Genomic DNA, 17,764 nt, shown 5'->3' on the forward strand with positions numbered 1-17,764 from the left:
AGGCGGCTCCTGTCATGGCGAGGGGGGCGAAAGTTGGTTCCACTGCGGCCGCGCACCGTTCTTCAGCGATGGCGGTGGCGTGAAGAGCTGGCAGTCCGGCGGGTTGGCCGGGCACATCTTCGCCACCTGGTCCCAGGTCGTGGCCGGATTTGGTTTCTCGGTGCGCCAGTTGAGGTAGTTCTGGCTGACGATTGGCGCGTTGGCGACGCTCTCGTCACCGGAGAAATAGAACGATTGCGGATGCTGATAGGCCGGCTGGCCCGGGCCGTCGCTGCTGGCTTTCTTGTAGAACGCATAGCCGAACAGAATCGGGCTCGGCTGGACCGGGATCTCCAGCGCGTAGGCCTGCACGCTGCCATCCAGATGCTGGCTGCGGGCGGCGCTGTAGGGCAGGTGCTTGATGAAGTCCCGGCGCGGCGGGTGGTTCATCGGCGAGAACATGCAGCAGGCCGGCATGTCCTTTGGCCGGTCCTCGGGGTAGGTGAGGAAGTAGGCCTTGTTGCCCAGGGAAACGAAGGAGCAGGTGTAGTTGTTGTCCTTGATCGGGAAGATCGGCAGGCAGTACTTCTCGTAGTGCTCCATCATCGCCCCGGTGCCGTCCTTGTCGGCCGGCACATAGTCGTTGTCGTAGTAGCTGGTGCCCCGGGACACGGTGTAGTCGGCCGGTTCCAGGGTGCTGGGCGGGCTGCTGTAGGGCGGTGGGTTCTTCACGTAGTTGGCGGTGACCCGGTACATGATCCAGTCACTGACCCAGGTTGCCGGGTAGAGCGGATCGGCCGGCTCGCCGGGTTTGCGCTTGGCGATGCAGTTGTTGGTCTTGGCGTCGCACCCCCGGTCGTTGTGCACGCCCATGTTGAAGTAGACGTTGTCGGGGTAGGTCTCGGCCCATAGCGTTTGGCTGGCGCTCAGCAGGCTGGCGGCCAACAGCAGTTGCTTGAAGAGACTGGCGTTCATCTGACACTCCTTTGAAAGCGCCGGGCGACGGGGTCGCCCGGCATTCCATGGGCTGGCCTTTGCGGCTCAGCCGTGGGGGTAGTCGTTGAGTTTCAGCGGGATCGGTGGGTAGCCCTTGCTCACCAGGTCCTGGGCCCAGATTTCCAGCACCCTGCGCCGGCTTTGCGGCAGGTCCCGGGTGATCGGCATGGCCAGGGTGCTTTCCTCCTGGTAGTCCTTGCTGATCAGTACGATGAACTGGTTGATCGCGCCCTCGATGCGTTGCAGGGAGTTGAGCGGCATGAACTTGTTCATGATCGGGTAGAGGTAATAGAAGGGCTGGAGGATTCTGGGGAAGATGAACTCCTTCCAGATCCGCACGCTGGCGTCGTCCTGGGTGCACACCCGGTTCCAGCAGTCGATGAAGTCCTTGAGCATCTCCGGCTCCTGGGGCAGGACCCGCAGGGGCGCAAGGAAGTCGGTGTAGGCATCGGTGTAGTTGAAGCTGAAGGGCACCGTCGGTTGCTGCTGGCCGTCCTGGATGAAGAAGCGCAAGGTCGGGAAGCCGGCCGCCACGGCCTTGACCGATACCTGGGCGATGCCATTGGCGTCGGTCAGGATCTGCGCCAGGCTGTACTGCACGGTGGCGTTCAGCGGGTCTGCCAGGGTGCCGCTGCATGCCTGCCCATTGGTGAACTGCAGGCGGGGGCTCAGGGCCGCGGCCGAGGGCGTGGTCAGGAAGCTCTGGTAGAGCATGGGCTCGGATGGCTCGCTGTCCTCGACGTTCAGCACCGCGCTGAGCCGGCGGCCGCTGCCCACGTGCAACAGGCTTTCAGCGCTCTGGGTGCCGACGAACTGCGGTCGGTTCGACGTGTTGCTCCCGGGGTCCTTCGGGTAGTTGTTGAACAGGGTGAAGTTGGCCGCGTTACTGAAGGCCAGGTAATAGTCGCTGGTGGTCAGCATGTAGGCGTTGTTGTACTCCGCCACCCACAGCGCGGTGCCCGCGGGCGCGGGCTGGCCGTCGTACTGCACCATGATGCTCAGGACCCGAGTGTCGCCCACATCGATGAAGCAGCCGCTGTCGAGGACCTCGGCGGTCCACATATTCTGGGCGGCGGCGACCAGTTCCTGGCTGCCCTGCAACTGCAGCTCCAGGGCGCCCTGTTGCAACGCGGCCTGGTCGGCGGGGCTGATGGGCAGGTCCAGCAGGCCGGCGCGCTTGTCGAAGGCGGTCTGGCGATACTGTTCGAAGCCAAAACTGGCGACTTTGTGGAAAGCGCCGCCAGTGGGCCGTACCCCGATGTCGTAATCACCGGCCAGGTATTTCCCGGGCACCGGAATTCCCTGGCTCAGGTCAGTGTTGGTGGGCGGCAGTGCGGCGCTGTCTCCGGCGGGATAGAACGGAAAGGTATTGCCCAGGTCCAGGGACAGGGTGTTGTCGTGCACTTGGGCGCTGATCACCCCCAGGGTCATGGCCGCAGGCTTGGTGTCTCTGGGAACCGCCTTGCACACCGGTACCGGGGCCTTGGGTTCCAGGCGCCGGCCAGCCGGAGCGGTGGGGTATTCATTGTCGAACCACAGGCCCAGAGTACCGGCGGTGCGGCTGTAGGCCGGGTTGAAGAAGATGTCGGCGACGTTATCCAGGCCCTTCTGGTACATCGCCTGCAGTGCGGCCATGGCTTCGGGCGTCTTGGAGTGGCTGTCCACCACCGGGAAGTCGTTGAAGATGCCGTTCTTGTCGTAGAAGGTCAGGTAGGTGGTGAACCGGAACATCAGGCCCTTGGCGTTCTGGTTGATCATCTCCTGTTGCAGGGTCTTCAGCAGTTGCGAGTCGCCGACGATCCACTGCAACTGGTCTTTCGGGAAGCAGGTCTGCCAGGTGGTAGTCACGTAGCTCAAGCCGCCGAAGGCCCCCCAGTTGAAGTTGAGGAAGCGGTCGAGCATGCGGTACCGGCGCTTCAAGGTCAGGCCGCAGGTGGCGTCCCCCAGTACCAGTTTGTCGAAGTACAGGGCGGTGAAGGTGTTCTGCCAGGGGCTGATATCGACGAAGCGCGCGGCTGTCGGCGCGGCGCTGCCGAACGGGTTGCCCTGCAACTGGTAACACTTGTTCACCAGCGGGTCGTTGTCGATGTAGGTGTTGGCCTGGAACTCGCCACCGACGATCACCGAGCGGGTCTGCTCGTAGTCGACCAAGCCGCAGGCGTTGTCGCCGAACAGGTCCCATTCGGCGGGAATCATCGGGTAGCCACTGGGCGAGCCATTGGTGGGCACCTGCAGCACGTAGTCCGGCACGTTCTCGTAGGCCAGCGGGGCGATGGTCCAGGGCATCAGCTGTTGCGGGGCGTTCTGGTCGTTGATCCCGTAGTAGGACAGGAACGGCCAGTTCATGCGCATCTTCACCGCGTCATATAGCGGGAAAACGTCGTTGTTGTTGGCCGTCGGTGGGTTCCAGAACATGTGGCCATTGAAGTAGATCCGGGGAAAGTTCAAGACGCTCATGAGCTGCTCCTTAGCGCTGCCACTGGGCGCGTTTGAGCGACCAGACGTAGTCCAGTTTCTGGTAGCCGACGAAGTCGGAGTCCGGTAGTACGGTGGTGGGGTAGACGATCCCGCCATCCTCTTTCAGGGCGAAGTTGAAGTAGGTGTTGTTGCTCGAATAGGCCGCGGTGTTGTGGCAGGCCAGGCACGAGGAGTGGCTCTGGAAGGCCGATTCCAGCTGGGAGTTGGCCAGCAGCTTGGGCTCGGCCTGGGCCTGGTCGTACTGCACGCCGATCAACTCGTACTGGGCCAGCGTGGGGTTCTGCTGCTGGAAGGTGGCATTCACCGGCTGGGCCGCGTCAGTGGGCCCGGTGATGTTGGTCATGGGCTTGGCCGGCGTGCCGTTGGTCACGGTGTACTTGCTGTTGTTGCGGTTCTCGAAGGTGGTCCAGACCCAGTCGTGGGTCAGCTTGTTGATGACGTGCATGCCGCTGAGGCCGGCGTAGCCGGTGTGGTATTGGCCCTGCTTGTCGACGTAGTAGGCCTGGGCGATGAAGTAGCCATCCTTTGCCAGTTGCGCCTGGAAGGTGCTATCGCTGCCGATCCACAACCAGGAGGTCTTCAGCTCCCAGGCCGTGGCGGGAAAGTTCAGGCTGCTGGTCAGGGCGGCAATGCCGTTCCGGTTGTAGATCTTCTGCTGGACGATGTAGTTGAAGGTGTCCTGGCCCATCAACATGTGAAAACGCACCGACTGGCCCCGTTGCGCTTCCGGCACCTGGTTGCCCATTTCCAGGGCTAGGCCATCGACCTGCTGGGTGCCGTTGTCGGTGCTGCCGTCGGTGTCGTTGCCCAGGTTGAGGAACAGCCCGCTGGTGTTCATGCCCGGGATCTTCTGCGCCTGGGTCTGCACCTGGCTCGGCAGGTTGGCCTGGGTGCTGTAGGGCTGGGGAGCCTGCCCCTTGCTCAGGTAGACCTCATCGGATGGTTTGAACGTCTCCCAGAGCCGCTCCGGGCTACCGGAGCCGGCCGGCTGGTTGAGGCACACAAACCAGTTCCATGCCATGGTTTCCGGGCTCTGCTTGAAGGTGCTCAGGGTGCCGGCCTGGTCACCATTGAACGTCAGGAAGTTGCTGCAACTGAAGGCGGGCGTGGTCTGTGCGTGAGCGAGGCCGCTCAACACACCGAGCACGACTATAGGGATGGTTCGCCGCATGGAATCTCCTTGGCCTGAGCCGTATCGTCATAGGGGCGCCCTAGGAAATGCTCTAGGAGCAGGTGCTTTACCGCGGTGGCCGGCAGGTGCGCCGGCAGGGGTAAATCGCAATCGGTGATGAGCAGGGGCCCTGCCTCGGCACTGCTGGGCAAGCGTCCGTGGCTGCCGCGAATCAGTGAGGTGTCCAGGGGAATCAGGTCCATGTAGTAGCGAAAGCCGAGCTTCTTCTGCAGTAGCCGGCGAGCGACCCGCAGCTTGGGAAAGCGGATCGCCGGGTCGATGAACAGCTCCAGTGGGTCGTAGCCCGGCTTGCGGTGGATATCCACAGTGCGGGCGAAATCCGGGGCTAGGCGGTCGTAGAACCAGTAGTAGTAATCGAACCAGAAGCCCGGGGCGGCCACCGCCACCAGCTCGCCGCTGCGTGGGTGATCGAGCTGGCAGGCCTGCTGCTCGCTCCTGTCCAGCACCTGCTCGATACCGGGCTGGCGCAGCAGCAGGGCCTTGACCCGGGCAATGTCCTCGGGCTGGCGCACATAGACGTGGGCGATCTGGTGGTCGACCACGGCGAAGGCCGCGCTGGCGCCGGGGTCCAGCAGCTCCCAGCTCAGTGAACGACGTACCTGCAGCAGACCTTGCTCGCGCAGCACGCGGTTGATCGAGATGGACTGCTGCACCGCCTCGATGCCGTATTCGGAGACCAGCATCACGGCCGCGCCTTGCTGCTGGGCAAAATCCAGCAGGCGCCCGACTTCATGGTCGATGGCCCGCACTTCGTCGCTGATGGACGGATGCTCCGGCCCCAGGCGTTGCAGGCTGTAGTCCAGGTGCGGCAGGTAGATCAGTTGCAGGTCGGGGCGGCTGATCTGGAACTCGGCGATGGCGCAGTCGACGATCCAGCGGCTGGAGGCAATCCCCGCGGCCGGGCCCCAGAAGCTCGGAAAGGGGAACTCGCCGATCTGCTGTTCGATGCGTTCGTGCAGCCCCGGAGGCGACGAATAGAGGCCGAACATCTTGCGCCCGTCGGCCGGGTAGTGGGGGCGCGGGGTGATGGCTGCCTCCACCTGGGCATACATGTTGAACCACCAGAACAGCTGGCTGCAGCGCAGGCCGGGGATCTCCCGTTGCAGCGCCTGCCAGACCTTTTCACCCTGGATCAGCGCGTTGGGCTGCAGCCAGAAACGCACCTCGGCCTGATCGCGGAAATACCAGCCGTTGCCGACGATGCCGTGTTCCGAAGGCGGCAGCCCGGTGAGGATCGAGGCCTGCACGGTGGAGGTCACGGCGGGGAACACGGGGCGCAGCCGGGCCATTCGCGCCCGTTGCAGCAGGTTGTTGATCCGCGGCGTGGCCGGCCCCAGCAGGCTGGGTGTCAGGCCCACCACATTGATCAGCAGCAAGGGCTGGCGCGGGCGTTCAGAAGGCATGGGCCGGAGCCTCCAGGGCAGACGAGTGGGTACGCAGCAGATGCCGCTGGCGCAGTTGGCCCTCGACCCATTGCAGCTCGGCGGCGATGCCTTGCAGCAAGGCCTGCTCGCTGTCCGGGCGCAGCGCACCGGGCAGTACGTTCCAGCTGTAGGTTTCCACCTCCAGCACCGGCTGGAAGTTCGGGTGCGCGGCGAGAAAGTCGAAGGTGCGCAGCAAGGCCTGCTGGCTGCCGCTGAGCTCGGCCAGTAGAAACTGTTCGCTGAACAGCGGCACATGAAAGTGAATGCGCAACTCGGGGCATTGCCCCTGGGCCGGCTCGGCGGCGTCCAGGGCCCCGGGCAGGTCGGCCCAGGCCAGTAGCTGCCCGGCCATATCCCGGGCCTTGACCTGATGCAGGTAGGTGGCTTCGGCGAAGTTGCCCAGGGCCTGCAGTACCTGCTGGCGGCGTGGGCGATCGGCAAACGGCAACTGGCAGATCAGGGCGTTGGACAGCTGGATCTTGCCCACCGGAACCCGCGCATCCAGCAGCCGTTGCAGGGATTGATAGCAGTCTTCGAAGACCACCGCCTGATGGCAGACGTCGAAGCACAGCGCCAGGTAGCCATGATGGGGATCGGTGGCCTGCCAGTGCTTGAAAAAGGCCAGGGCCTGATCGGTGTTTTCCAGCACGCAATCCGGCTCCATCTCCAGGCACACCAGGATCTTCCTGCCGCTGCTGCGATGCAGGTTGGCCAGCTCGGCGGTCAGTTGCCGCAGGTGGGTTTCGGCCTGTTGCTGCTGGGCATCGTCCCAGGTGGCGGCATAACCGAAGGGCACGCTGGAAATCACCCCCTGCTGGCAATCCAGGGGCAGAGCGGCGGCCAGCAGATGCGCCAGTTGCAGGCTGTATTCCAGGCGCTGGGGTTCGGCCCAGGTGGGCCGGTAGACCTCGGCCTTAACTGCGCCTTCATGGAACTGGCCATAGGGGAAACCGTTGAGCGAGGTCAGGCGCAGGCCACAATCGTGCAGCAGTTCGATGAAGGCCTCGCGCACCTCTGGCACCTGTAGTTCGGCGGCGGCCTGGGCGCTGATCCACAGGCCGCTGTCCTGCACCGCCAGCCCACGCTGACGCCGCACGCCCTGGAAATGTTCCTGGATCGACGCCCGCAGGCCTGCCACGTCACGGGCCGGGTGCACGTTGCTGCAGTAGCCGATCTGCGCGGCGTTCCAGCCGGCCCGGGCACTCATTTGACCACCGGTTCCTGGCCCCTCAGGGCCGAGTTGTCCTGCCACTGGCGGCGCTGGTCGATCGGCAGCGGGGTGCTCACCAGTTGCTTGTCCAACTGCCCGCTCTGGGCGAAGAAATCCACCGGGTTGTGGAACAGCACCTGCTCCACCTGGGCTTCGCTGAAGCCGGCGGCGAGCATGGCCTGGCCGGTCTTGGGCACTTTGAGCGGGTCGCTGATGCCCCAGTCGGCAGCGCTGTTGACCACCATTTTTTCGCTGCCGTATTCCTGCAGCAGGGCCACCATGCGCTGTTCCGACATCTTGGTGTTGGGGTAGATCGAGTGCCCGCGCCAGCAGTCGCTGTCCAGCACCAGGGGCAGGGTCAGTTCGTTGAGGTGGTCGATGATCACCAGGTTTTCGGCGATGCCCACCTCGCGGATCACCGCCAGGGTGCGCTTGGTGCCGCCGATCTTGTCGCGGTGCGGGGTGTGCACCAGCACCGGCAGGTTGAACTGTCTGGCCAGTTCCAGTTGCGCGGCGAGAAAGCGATCTTCTTCCGGGGTGATGTCGTCGTAGCCGATTTCCCCTACCGCTACCACGCCGTCCTTGACCAGGTAGCGCGGCAGGATCTCCAGCACTTCGTTAGCCACCGACAGGTCGTTGGCTTCCTTGGGGTTGAGGCCGATGGTGCAGAAATGGTGGATGCCGAACATGCTGGCGCGAAAGCGCTCCCAGCCCAGCAGGGTGTCGAAGTAGTCGATGAAGCTGCCGACGCTGGTGCGCGCCTGGCCTTGCCAGAACGCAGGCTCGATGACCCCGGTGATGCCGGCGGCGGCCATGTTCTGGTAGTCGTCGGTGGTGCGGCTGACCATATGAATGTGCGGGTCGAAGTACTTCGCCATGGTGGCTCCTTGCTTGAGTGCGGGAAAAATCGTGGGCTCAGCTGCCGGGGGTCAACCGCCTGCCGGGAAGTGGTCGCGCCAGTGCGCAGGCAATCGTCCCTGCTGGTACAGGCCTCGCAGGCGCTGCAGCTGGGCCAGGCTCAACAGCTCGAAGGCAATGGCCTGGGGCAGGCCGTCGGCGACCTCGCGCTCGGCGGCCAGCTGTTCTTCCATCAGGTCCAGGGCCAACTGGTTGAGGTCGACGCTGCGCCGTTCTGCCAGGCCGTGGATGTGGCGGCTGTCCAGGCCCATGCCCAGGGTCTTGAGCACCAGCTGGTGGAAGGCCCGTTCCGGGTAGTGGCGCGCGGCAAAGGGGTTGTCCAGGGCGATGGCGGCGAACACCTCGCGGTTGTTGGTGCGCCCGGCCTGGAGCGCCAGGTCGAGGCTGGCCCCCTGGCTGTCGAGGTCATCCAGGGCCTTGAGCAGGGCAGCCTTTTCCTGGTCGTCGCCCCAGAGAAACAGCTGGCGTAACAGGGCCAGTTGCCCGGCGCCGGCCTGCTGCTCCAGCAACTGGGCCAGCAGCAGCGCCCGGGCCAGTTGAGTGCGGTTGCAGTCCGGGCTGGGGGCCAGCGGTGCGTTGGCCAAGCGGCGCCGACACTGACTGCTGAGCAGCATCAGGGTGTTGGCCGAGGGCTGTCGGGCCAGTTGTTCCCGGGCTTGCTGCCACCAGCTTCGGCTGTCGTCGTCCAGATGCCGTTCCAGCAATTGCTGGCGCTCGGCGAAGGCACCATGGCGAATGGCAAGCGCCCGCGGCGCAGGGGCGATGGGATCCATGTTCATGTCGGCTTGATCCAGCGTTGAAGGTGGGGAAGCAGAAAGAACACCAGCACACACAGCAGGCTGCCCAAGGGCTGGTTGGCCACCGCCAGCACCAGGGCGTCGAACAGCGGCAGGGCGGCCAGCCCGGCACCGATGAAGGCGCGGACCTGCCGTTGTTGCGGGTTGGCCAGGTGGCGCTGGTAGTGCCAGCCCAACCAGCCCAGCCACAGCAGCAGAACCAGCCAGAACACGCTGTTGCCGGCATAGGCGGCCAGGAGCAGAGGGCTGAGCATGAGCAGCAGCGGCAGGCGGCTGAGCAACTGGTTGCGATGCTCCAGGCGGGCCAGGTAGGTCAAGCCGGCGATGTAGGTGCCCAGCAGCGCGGCGCACAGCCACAATGGCTGGGGCGGCATGGCCAGGCTGGCGGCGGCGGTCAGGTACAGCGCCGAGCGGCAGCCGCCCATCAGCCAGACGCTGTGGGGATATTTCTTGTGCAGAAGGTTGTAGCCAAGGATAAACAGCAGCAGCAATCCGGCGCTGGCCAGCAGCCAGTGGGGCTGGGCAATCATCCGGCTCAGGCCGAGGACCGCCAGCGCCGCCAGCAGCAGCAGCGCGGCAGTGGCCAGGCGGACCTGGGCGCGGCTGACCAGGCCGAGAACGATCGGCCGCGGGTTGTGGTGCTGCTGGTCCCAGTCGGCGTCCATCAGGTCGTTGAGCAGCATGCCCGCCAGGTACAGCGCCGAGAGCGCCACCAGCAGCAGGGTCCAGACCAGCGGCGAGGGCGGCGCCAGGGTGGTAGCGCTGCTGGCCAGCAGCGCGGCGGCCAGGGCATTGGTCCATACCGTTGGCAGGTTGGAGACCCGGCCCAGGGTCAGCCAGGTGGTCAGCGACGATTGGGTCATTGCGCGCACCCCGGGCCCCAGGCGAAATCCGGCCCGCCGAAACCTGCCAGGCGCAGCAGGGCCTGTTCCATCAGCGGCATGTCGATCTGGTGCACATCCACCGACTGGCCCAGGCGGTTGAGCATCGGGATCGACAGCTGGCCCCCCAGGTGCTGGCGGAACTCTTCCAGGCCCACCAGGATCGGCGAACGCCCCTGGCTGTCCCGCAGGCTCAGTTCCGGCGGGCAGAGGTTGAAGCCGAGCCTGTCCAGCAGTCGCAGCAGGCGCTGGCAGTCGGCGCCGGACAGCAGGCCGCTGGCGTTGGCATACAGCGCATCCAGGGCCATGCCCACGGCCACCGCTTCACCGTGGCGCAAGCGATGCTGGCTGAGATTCTCCAGCTTGTGGGCTGCCCAGTGCCCGTAGTCCAGGGGGCGGCCATTGCCCCGTTCGAACGGATCGCCGGCACCGGTGATATGGCCCAGGTGCAGTTCGGCGCAGCGGTGAATGGCGTAGCGGCTGGCGTTGTGCTCGAAACCGGCCAGGGCTTCGGCCTGCTGCTCCATCCACTGGAAGAACGCGGCATCCTTGATCACCGCGACCTTGACCGCTTCGGCCAGGCCGGCAATCTGGTCCCGGTGGGAAAGGCTGAGCAGCAGCTGGAAGTCGTTGATCACCGCTGTGGCCGGGTAGAAGGCCCCCAGCAGGTTTTTCTGGGCGAAGGCGTTGATGCCATTCTTCACCCCGATGCCGGCATCGTTCTGCGCCAGCACGGTGGACGGGATGCGGATCAGGCGCATGCCCCGATGGAAGGTGGCGCAGGCATAGCCCACTGCGTCCAGCACTGCGCCGCCGCCCAGGGCCAGCACATAGCAGTGGCGATCCAGGCCGTGTTCCAGCATCTGCGCGTACAGCTGCTGGAGCACGTCCGGGGTCTTGCTCAATTCGCCGGCCGGCACCGCGATCGGTGCGGCCTGCAGATGCAGGTCGGCGGCGTGGGCGCTGAAGTAGTGGTCGATCTGCAGCGGCAACTGGGGCGAGCACAGCAGCAGTTGTTCATCGACAAACACCAGCACCGTGGTGCGCCCCGGGTTCTGCCGGGTCAGTTGCTGGTGCAGGCAGGGGTTGTCGGCCTGGAAGATGTGATCGGTGAACAGCACCGGGTAGTGGTAGCTCACCTGGAAGCGGCCCTCCAGAGACTGCGCCTGATCGTACCGGGGCTGGGCCAGGCGGCTCTTGAACAGGCTGCGGGTGCCGAGGAACAGCCCGGGCAGCACCATGCTGGCGAGAATGGTTGCCAGCAGGGCGTTCTGTTCCACCAGTAGGCTGCCGATGGCGGCATAGGCCAGGGCCAGCCCGGCGTTGGCCAGGGTGGTGACCAGAAGAAACTGGCGCAGCGGATAACGTTGCATGCCGGCGGCCAGCACCGAGGTTTCTGCCAGCACCGGCACGCCACGCAGGCACACGAGCGACAGGGTGCTGAGGCGATAGGCCAGTTGCCCGGGTTGCCAGGTCCTGAGCCCCAGCCAATTGGACAGCAGGCGGAAGTAGCCGGCCCCCAGCCAGTAGCCAAGGCTGGCCCCCAGGCACAGGCCGATGAAGATCACCAGGTAGCCGCCAATGGCGCCCAGGGCCGCCACGGCCAGCAGTGCCACCAGGCTGGAGGGCACGGGCAGCAGCACGTCCAGGGCCAACAGGGTTACCAGCAACAGGGCCAGGCTCAGGCGCTGTACGGGATCGGTGGGAAGGAAGGTGCCCAGGTGACTCAGCAGCTGTTGGATCTGCTGTTCAAACAACAGGAAACTGGCGATAACCAGGATCGAGAATAGTAATAACGAGAGCCAGTAATTTTCGGCCGCACCCTTGAGTGAAAAGGCACGAGACAACGAGCTGCGCTTCATCAAGCGTCCCTCTTGATTGATATGACTGGATTCCGTGTCAGTGTCAGCTGGGTAGGGCAGGAGGGCGTCTGGTTATTGAATTCCTCGACGGTTTTTATTGATCTTCTGGCGGCTGAAGAACACTTCAGTGGCGAGTAGCTATCAACTTAGTCAAGGCCGAGGGTTTTGCAAGTAAGTTGAATGAAGTGGCCTGCAAGGCACTTTTATGGCTTCAGGGGAAAGTGCGTGTTTAGTCCGGGGCGGCTCCGCTGAACGTCTTGCAAGAAGTCTGGTGGAGCCTGTTCTTGCTCAATGAATGCTGGGGATGGTATAGGCGGTGGGGCTGTTTTTTACTTTGCTATAAAGATTATGAAAATTGGATATATAGAAAAATCGTTTCATGAAAGCGCACTAAATCATGTGCGAGGGCAGCTCTTGATGGATTTTTACAAATGTTTCAAATCAGGTTTTGAAATAACGGATTAACCCTTGATTACTATTAGTCAGCTATTTAATGGCTTGCTTATTAATGGGGTGTTATTTAGTTGTTCCATAGAGCTGTCCGAGCGGGTTGTCGGGGAGTGTTTTTTTGTTAATGGGAATCATTCGTGCGCATTATGGTTAACTTGTAGGTCCTGCAACTATTGGCATTTGCCGCTATTAACCTCTCGGTAAACAGCGGCGAACTTAATCCGGGAAATGCCTGGTGCCATGAAGTTGCGGTGAGCCACGGCTCACCGCTTGCGGGTGATCAAGCCGCAGGGGCCTGCCCGGCCGCCAGAAACTGCTCGGTGGACAGCACGCTGGCATAGGCAAACGCCAGTGCCGCCATCACCGCACTTTGTACCTGGGCGGCGGGCACGCGCTGGTCAGCGAACTCCAGGTCGAGAGTGGCACAGGCGTCATGGATCACCTTGACCGGGTAGCCCAGGTCGGCAGCGGCCCGGGCAGTGCCTTCCACACACATGTGGCTCATGTTGCCGACGATCACCAGTTCCTCGATGCCCTGCCGCGTGAGCAGCGATTGCAGCTCTGTGTCGCGGAACGCGTTGACGAAATGCTTGAGCACCACCGGCTCATCGGCGTGGTTCTGGACCTTGGGGTGCAACTGCGCACCGGGGGAACCGGGAGTGAAGAAGGGAGCGTCGTCGGAGGTGAATTCGTGGCGGATGTGCACCACAGGTTCAGCGTTCTGGCGAAATGCCTGGATCAGCCGGGCGGCGTTGTCCGCTGCAGCGTCGACGCCGATCAGGGGCCACTTGCCGTCGGCGAAGTAGTCGTTCTGGATATCGATTACGATGAGTGCCTGTCTGGCCATGGGTAATACCTGCGGGTGAGTGATTGACGTGGGAGCCAGTATCGCCACCGGTCGTTCCTTCGAGGATTGGCCGCACCGACATTAACCGGGGGAAAACTGACAGTGGGTATTCAAGGCACGCACGCCGAATTGGGGGTACTGCTCTATCCCGGTGTGCAGATGGCGGCGGTACATGGCCTGAGCGACTTGTTCGAGGTGGCCAACCGGATTGCCGGCGAACAGCCGCAGGCGCAGTTGCCGCGGTTGCGCGTCAGCCACTGGCAGGCCAGCGGCGAACTGCCTCCGGTGCGGGTCCACGACAGCCTGGCCGAAGCCCCCGGGGCCTTGCTGGCGGTATTGATCCCGCCTTCGCTGGCGGGCTTCTCAAGCCATCAGTCATCTGCCGCCCTGATGGATTGGCTGCGCCAGCAACACGCCGCCGGAGCCACCCTGGGCGGGGTCTGTGTGGGCTCGATCCTGCTGGCCGAAAGCGGCCTGCTCGATGGCCGCAGCGCCACCACCCACTGGACCTCGGCCCAGGCCTTCGCCGAGCGTTACCCACAGGTGCGCCTGGAAGCGGACAAACCCATTGTCGATGACGGCGACCTGATCACCAGCGCCGGGCTGATGGCCTGGGCCGAGCTTGGTCTGCGCCTGGTGAACCGCTTGCTGGGGCCGAGCATCGCCAGTGCCACGGCGCGCTTTCTGGTGATGGAACACAGTGCCAGCGCGAGCCAGTGCGGCAGCAATTTCGCACCGATCCTCAGCCACGGCGACGGGGCGATTCTCAAGCTCCAGCACTGGCTGCAGGCCAATGGCGCGGTGGATGTTTCGCTGCCGGTGATGGCGCAGCAGGCGGGGCTTGAGCCGCGCACCTTGCTGCGGCGCTTCCGGGCGGCCACCGGCCTCAAGCCGACCCAGTACTGTCAGCACCTGCGGGTGGGCAAGGCCCGGGAACTGCTGGAGTTCACCAACGGCAGCATCGATCACATCGCCTGGACCGTGGGTTATCAGGACCCTGCCACCTTTCGCAGCCTGTTCCGGAAAATCACCGGGCTGGCGCCCAGTGAATATCGCAATCGCTTCGGTGCCACCTCAACGGCTGCAAGCCGGGTACCGTAACCCGGCTGCGGCCTGTTCAGTGGCCGGCCACTGCCCGGGCGCTGCCGCCGGCCGGCGCGAACGCTAGCGGGTTGCGGCGATCCAGGTGGCCGCTCAAGACGGTCAGGGCCAGGGCCACCAGCACCACCAGCGCGCCGATCCAGGCGGTGTGGATCAGCCCCAGGTGAGCGACGATCAAGCCCCCCAGCCAGGCTCCACCGGCAATCCCCAGGTTGAAGGCGGCAATGTTCAGGCCGGACGCCACATCCACCGCCTGGGGTGTGTAGTGCTCGGCCTGACGTACCACATAGACCTGCAGCCCCGGTACGTTGCCAAACGCCACCGCGCCCCACAGCAGTACGGTCAGCAGCGCCAGCCATGGGTTGCCGGCGGTGAGGCTGAGCATCAGCAGCACCGCGGCGAGCAGGGCGAAGATGATCTTCAGGGCGCCGATCGGTCCGCGCCGGTCCGCCAGCTTGCCGCCCCAGATATTGCCCTCCGCCACCGAGACGCCGTACACCAGCAGCACCAGGCTCACGGTGCCGGCGCTGAAGCCGGAAATGTCCTGGAGGATCGGCGCCAGGAAGGTGAAGGCGATGAACGAGCCGCCGTAGCCCACCGCGGTCATGGCGTACACCAGCAGCAGGCGCGGTTGCTTGAGCACCTGCAGTTGTTGCAGCAGCGACGCCGGCGGGCGGTGGGTAATGTTCTTCGGCACGAACAGCAGGCTGCCGATAAAGGCGATCACCCCCAGGGCGGACACTGCGAGGAAGGTTTCGCGCCAGCCCAGATGCTGGCCGATAAAGGTGCCCAGGGGTACGCCGGTGACCAGGGCCACGGTGAGCCCGGTGAACATGATGGCGATCGCGCTGGCGGCTTTTTCCTTGGGCACCAGGCTGGTGGCGATGGTCGAGCCGATGGAGAAGAACACCCCGTGGGCCAGGCCCGTGACAATCCGTGCCAGCACCAGGGATTCATACCCGGGTGCTTTCCAGGCCAGCAGGTTGCCAAGGGTGAACAGCACCATCAGCGACAGCAGCAACAGCTTGCGCGGCACCTTGCCGCTGAGGGCGGTGAGCACCGGGGCGCCAATCGCCACGCCCAGAGCGTAGAGGCTGACCAGCAGGCCGGCGGACGGTAGGCTGACCCCGAGGTCGGTACCTATGGTGGGTAGCAGGCCAACGATAACGAACTCGGTCGTGCCGATGGCGAATGCGCTGAGGGTCAGCGCGAGCAGGGCAATGGGCATCACTGCAACTCCGGTGAAAGTGGGATTGGCGCGCAGTGTCCGGGTTTGACTCGTGCGGAAAAATAGCCCTATCGGCACAAGATATTTGCCTGTGGGTCAAGGATCCCGGAGCCCGTCGTTCACCGGCGCGCCGGCCCCGGGGGCAACTGAAGCGAACTTGCCGGGCGTTTGCTGATCAGTTCCTTACAGACCCTGCTGAAGGAGCCCTGCGTTGTGTTGAATTTCAAGACCGCGATCTTGCTCGGGATGCTGCTCGTTCTGGGCAGCAGCGAGCTCTGCGCCGCCACTGCCGCAACAGCCCCGGCGGCGGCCCCGGCCAAGCCGGAACTGCTGGTGGAAGGGGGCCTGCTGGGCGCCATCAGTTCGAGCATCGACGATGTCCAGGACAAGCTCGACCTCAATGAAAACCTGATCGACGCCTGGCGCCTGCGGGCCGACCGTGCGGCGGATGAAGTGGGGCGCCTGGTGAACCAGCCCTCGGACCGTTCGGGCTGGAGCGTGGCCGGAGATTTCCTCACCTTGTCCGGCACCTGGCTGGGCAGCTTCGCCCTGCTCACGGTGCTGGCCGGGCTGCTGGTACGGCGGCTGAGCCAGCGGCCCTGGCTGCAAGCCCGGCCCCGAGGCCAGGGCCTGTTGGAATACCTGCTGCCTTACACCTTGCCGGCCTTGGTCTGCCTGCCGCTGACGCTTTACGTCAGCCATTCCCTGAACGGTTCGGTGGGGCGGGCGCTGGCCCTGTGCCTGGCCTATGCCACCAGCAGCGGCATCGTCTCGACCTCGGTGCTGTTGTGCCTGATCGTGATGTTCAACGTCGGGCACAAGCGGCCCGCGGTGCGGATCATCCGTGGCTACTGCCCGAAACCGCTGTTTCTGATCGGTTTCCTTGCGGCTCTCAGCGATGCCCTGACCAGCCCGCAGATCGCTCGCCAGCTGGGGGGCAATATCACCAGCAGCGTGGCGGTGTTCACCGGCCTGCTGGCCTCGCTGATCTTCGCGGTGCTGGTGATCCGCCTGCGCCGGCCGGTGGCGCACCTGATCCGCAACCGCTCCCTGGCCCAGCGTCTGAAACAGCCGGCGTTGCAGGAGTCGCTGCGGATCTTTTCCGGGCTCTGGTACTGGCCGATCCTGCTGATGGTGCTGGTCTCGGCGGTGAGCCTGATCGGTGCCGGCGAGGACAGCCAGCAGGCCCTGCGCTGCGCCTTGCTGACCACGGTGCTGCTGATCGCCACGGTGTTCCTCAGCACCGTGCTGCAGCACCTGTTCAAGTCCCGTAGCGCCCAGACGATTCAGCGCAGCAGCGCCTACAAGGAGCGTTTCCTGAGCCTGTTGCACGCCCTGCTGCGGATCGTCATGGCCATCGCCTTCATCGAGATCCTTGGGCGCATCTGGGGGATCTCGCTGTTCGAGTTCGCCCAGCGCAATACCGTGGGCCGGGCCATCAGCGACTCCCTGAGCAGCATCGGCCTGATCTTCCTGGTGACCTGGCTGCTGTGGGTGGTGCTCGACACGGCGATCCAGGAGGCCCTCAAGCCACCGGCCAACAAGCGTTCGGCGCGTCAGCCCAGTACCCGGGTCAAGACCATCCTGCCGCTGCTGCGCAATGCGATCAAAATCATCCTGGTGGTGATCTGCGCGATCACCACCATGGCCAACCTGGGGATCAACGTCGCGCCGCTGCTGGCCGGTGCCGGGGTGGTAGGCCTGGCCATCGGTTTCGGTTCCCAGCAACTGGTGCAGGACGTGATCACCGGCCTGTTCATCATCATCGAAGACACCCTGTCCATTGGTGACTGGGTGGTGCTCGACTCCGGCCATGCCGGCACCGTCGAGGGCCTGACCATCCGCACCCTGCGCCTGCGCGACGGCAAGGGTTTCGTGCATTCGGTGCCGTTCGGCCAGATCAAGGCGGTCACCAACCAGTCGCGGCAGTTCGCCTATGCCTTCTTCTCGGTGCAGTTCACCTACGACACCGACGTCGACAAGGCCATCGAACTGATCCGCGAAGCCGGGCGTTCCATCAGCGAGGACAGCTTCCTGCGCTACAACCTGCAAGGCGGCCTGGACGTGTTCGGGGTGGACAAGATGGACCTCAACGGCGTGGTGCTGACGGCCCAGTTCCGCACGGTGTCCGGCGGCCAGTACGCGGTGAGCCGGGCCTTCAACCAGCGTCTGAAAAAGCTTGTGGATAACTGCCCCTGGGTGCATTTCGCCCAGACTTATCCACAGCCGGTGGTGCTGCCGGCGCGGCGGGTGCATGAAGACGAACCGGAACAGGACGACTCGGCGCTGCTGCTCCCCGAATCCCCACGCCCGCAATGATTGCGCAACGACGGCCAGCGCAAGGGCCGCTGGATCTGGCGCAGGGCTCACGAGCCTTTTCGCCGGCAAGCCGGCTCCTACG

Annotated in this window: 13 protein-coding genes; 2 read left to right on the plus strand and 11 right to left on the minus strand. The window is 64.4% G+C overall.

Annotated elements, in window-relative coordinates; genetic code table 11:
• Positions 1-12 precede the first annotated feature (12 nt).
• The 10 genes from BM382_RS29135 to BM382_RS29180 form a co-directional block, all read right to left on the minus strand.
• Positions 13-954 (minus strand): hypothetical protein, encoded by a 942-nt coding sequence (locus tag BM382_RS29135; protein ID WP_011063763.1) that lies wholly within the window; start codon positions 952-954, stop codon positions 13-15.
• Between the two features lie 66 nt (positions 955-1,020).
• The gene (locus tag BM382_RS29140; protein WP_072444864.1) at positions 1,021-3,432 is read right to left on the minus strand and encodes a hypothetical protein; all 2,412 of its coding nucleotides are present in this window, start codon (positions 3,430-3,432) and stop codon (positions 1,021-1,023) included.
• 10 nt (positions 3,433-3,442) lie between these two features.
• Positions 3,443-4,624 carry a hypothetical protein gene (locus tag BM382_RS29145; protein WP_019094230.1) on the minus strand — a complete coding sequence of 394 codons (1,182 nt, stop codon included), beginning with the start codon at positions 4,622-4,624 and terminating at the stop codon, positions 3,443-3,445.
• Positions 4,603-6,048, minus strand: coding sequence for an alkaline phosphatase family protein (locus BM382_RS29150; protein WP_072444866.1), 1,446 nt, complete (start codon positions 6,046-6,048; stop codon positions 4,603-4,605). Before BM382_RS29150 ends, BM382_RS29145 begins: the two co-directional genes overlap by 22 nt.
• The gene (gene eboE, locus BM382_RS29155) at positions 6,038-7,276 is read right to left on the minus strand and encodes a metabolite traffic protein EboE (RefSeq protein ID WP_072444868.1); all 1,239 of its coding nucleotides are present in this window, start codon (positions 7,274-7,276) and stop codon (positions 6,038-6,040) included. Before eboE ends, BM382_RS29150 begins: the two co-directional genes overlap by 11 nt.
• Positions 7,273-8,157, minus strand: a complete 885-nt coding sequence (locus BM382_RS29160) for a TatD family hydrolase (protein ID WP_011063758.1) — start codon at positions 8,155-8,157, stop codon at positions 7,273-7,275. Before BM382_RS29160 ends, eboE begins: the two co-directional genes overlap by 4 nt.
• Positions 8,158-8,208: 51 nt before the next feature.
• Positions 8,209-8,976 (minus strand): EboA domain-containing protein, encoded by a 768-nt coding sequence (locus tag BM382_RS29165; RefSeq protein WP_072444871.1) that lies wholly within the window; start codon positions 8,974-8,976, stop codon positions 8,209-8,211.
• Positions 8,973-9,857, minus strand: coding sequence for a UbiA family prenyltransferase (locus BM382_RS29170; protein ID WP_015637217.1), 885 nt, complete (start codon positions 9,855-9,857; stop codon positions 8,973-8,975). Before BM382_RS29170 ends, BM382_RS29165 begins: the two co-directional genes overlap by 4 nt.
• On the minus strand, positions 9,854-11,737 hold the full coding sequence (locus BM382_RS29175) for a 3-dehydroquinate synthase (RefSeq protein ID WP_072444873.1): 1,884 nt from the start codon (positions 11,735-11,737) through the stop codon (positions 9,854-9,856). The genes BM382_RS29170 and BM382_RS29175 overlap by 4 nt, the downstream gene beginning before the upstream one ends.
• Before the next feature lie 730 nt (positions 11,738-12,467).
• A complete protein-coding gene (locus tag BM382_RS29180; RefSeq protein ID WP_072444875.1) occupies positions 12,468-13,034 on the minus strand; it encodes a cysteine hydrolase family protein in 567 nt (188 codons plus the stop codon).
• 102 nt (positions 13,035-13,136) lie between these two features.
• Between BM382_RS29180 and BM382_RS29185 the strand changes: the two genes are divergently transcribed.
• On the plus strand, positions 13,137-14,135 hold the full coding sequence (locus BM382_RS29185) for a GlxA family transcriptional regulator (RefSeq protein ID WP_011063753.1): 999 nt from the start codon (positions 13,137-13,139) through the stop codon (positions 14,133-14,135).
• Between the two features lie 16 nt (positions 14,136-14,151).
• Here BM382_RS29185 and BM382_RS29190 read toward each other — a convergent pair whose 3' ends face one another.
• Positions 14,152-15,363: an MFS transporter gene (locus BM382_RS29190; RefSeq protein WP_072444877.1), complete on the minus strand. Its 1,212-nt coding sequence runs from the start codon at positions 15,361-15,363 to the stop codon at positions 14,152-14,154.
• A 213-nt stretch (positions 15,364-15,576) separates the two neighbouring features.
• Here BM382_RS29190 and BM382_RS29195 point away from each other — a divergent pair, with 213 nt between their 5' ends.
• Positions 15,577-17,682: a mechanosensitive ion channel family protein gene (locus tag BM382_RS29195; RefSeq protein WP_041120721.1), complete on the plus strand. Its 2,106-nt coding sequence runs from the start codon at positions 15,577-15,579 to the stop codon at positions 17,680-17,682.
• The last annotated feature ends 82 nt before the right edge of the window (positions 17,683-17,764 follow it).

The organism is Pseudomonas sp. NFPP25, assembly GCF_900116505.1.
In the GTDB taxonomy this organism is placed as follows: Bacteria; Pseudomonadota; Gammaproteobacteria; order Pseudomonadales; family Pseudomonadaceae; genus Aquipseudomonas; species Aquipseudomonas protegens.

Excerpts from the sequence above, each read along its gene's own strand:
- BM382_RS29140 (WP_072444864.1), bottom strand. The coding sequence starts at position 3,432 with ATGAGCGTCTTGAACTTTCCCCGGATCTACTTCAATGGCCACATGTTC.
- BM382_RS29165 (WP_072444871.1), bottom strand. The coding sequence starts at position 8,976 with ATGAACATGGATCCCATCGCCCCTGCGCCGCGGGCGCTTGCCATTCGC.
- BM382_RS29180 (WP_072444875.1), bottom strand. The coding sequence starts at position 13,034 with ATGGCCAGACAGGCACTCATCGTAATCGATATCCAGAACGACTACTTC.
- BM382_RS29135 (WP_011063763.1), bottom strand. The coding sequence starts at position 954 with ATGAACGCCAGTCTCTTCAAGCAACTGCTGTTGGCCGCCAGCCTGCTG.
- BM382_RS29160 (WP_011063758.1), bottom strand. The coding sequence starts at position 8,157 with ATGGCGAAGTACTTCGACCCGCACATTCATATGGTCAGCCGCACCACC.
- eboE (WP_072444868.1), bottom strand. The coding sequence starts at position 7,276 with ATGAGTGCCCGGGCCGGCTGGAACGCCGCGCAGATCGGCTACTGCAGC.
- BM382_RS29150 (WP_072444866.1), bottom strand. The coding sequence starts at position 6,048 with ATGCCTTCTGAACGCCCGCGCCAGCCCTTGCTGCTGATCAATGTGGTG.
- BM382_RS29175 (WP_072444873.1), bottom strand. The coding sequence starts at position 11,737 with ATGAAGCGCAGCTCGTTGTCTCGTGCCTTTTCACTCAAGGGTGCGGCC.
- BM382_RS29145 (WP_019094230.1), bottom strand. The coding sequence starts at position 4,624 with ATGCGGCGAACCATCCCTATAGTCGTGCTCGGTGTGTTGAGCGGCCTC.
- BM382_RS29170 (WP_015637217.1), bottom strand. The coding sequence starts at position 9,857 with ATGACCCAATCGTCGCTGACCACCTGGCTGACCCTGGGCCGGGTCTCC.
- BM382_RS29190 (WP_072444877.1), bottom strand. The coding sequence starts at position 15,363 with ATGCCCATTGCCCTGCTCGCGCTGACCCTCAGCGCATTCGCCATCGGC.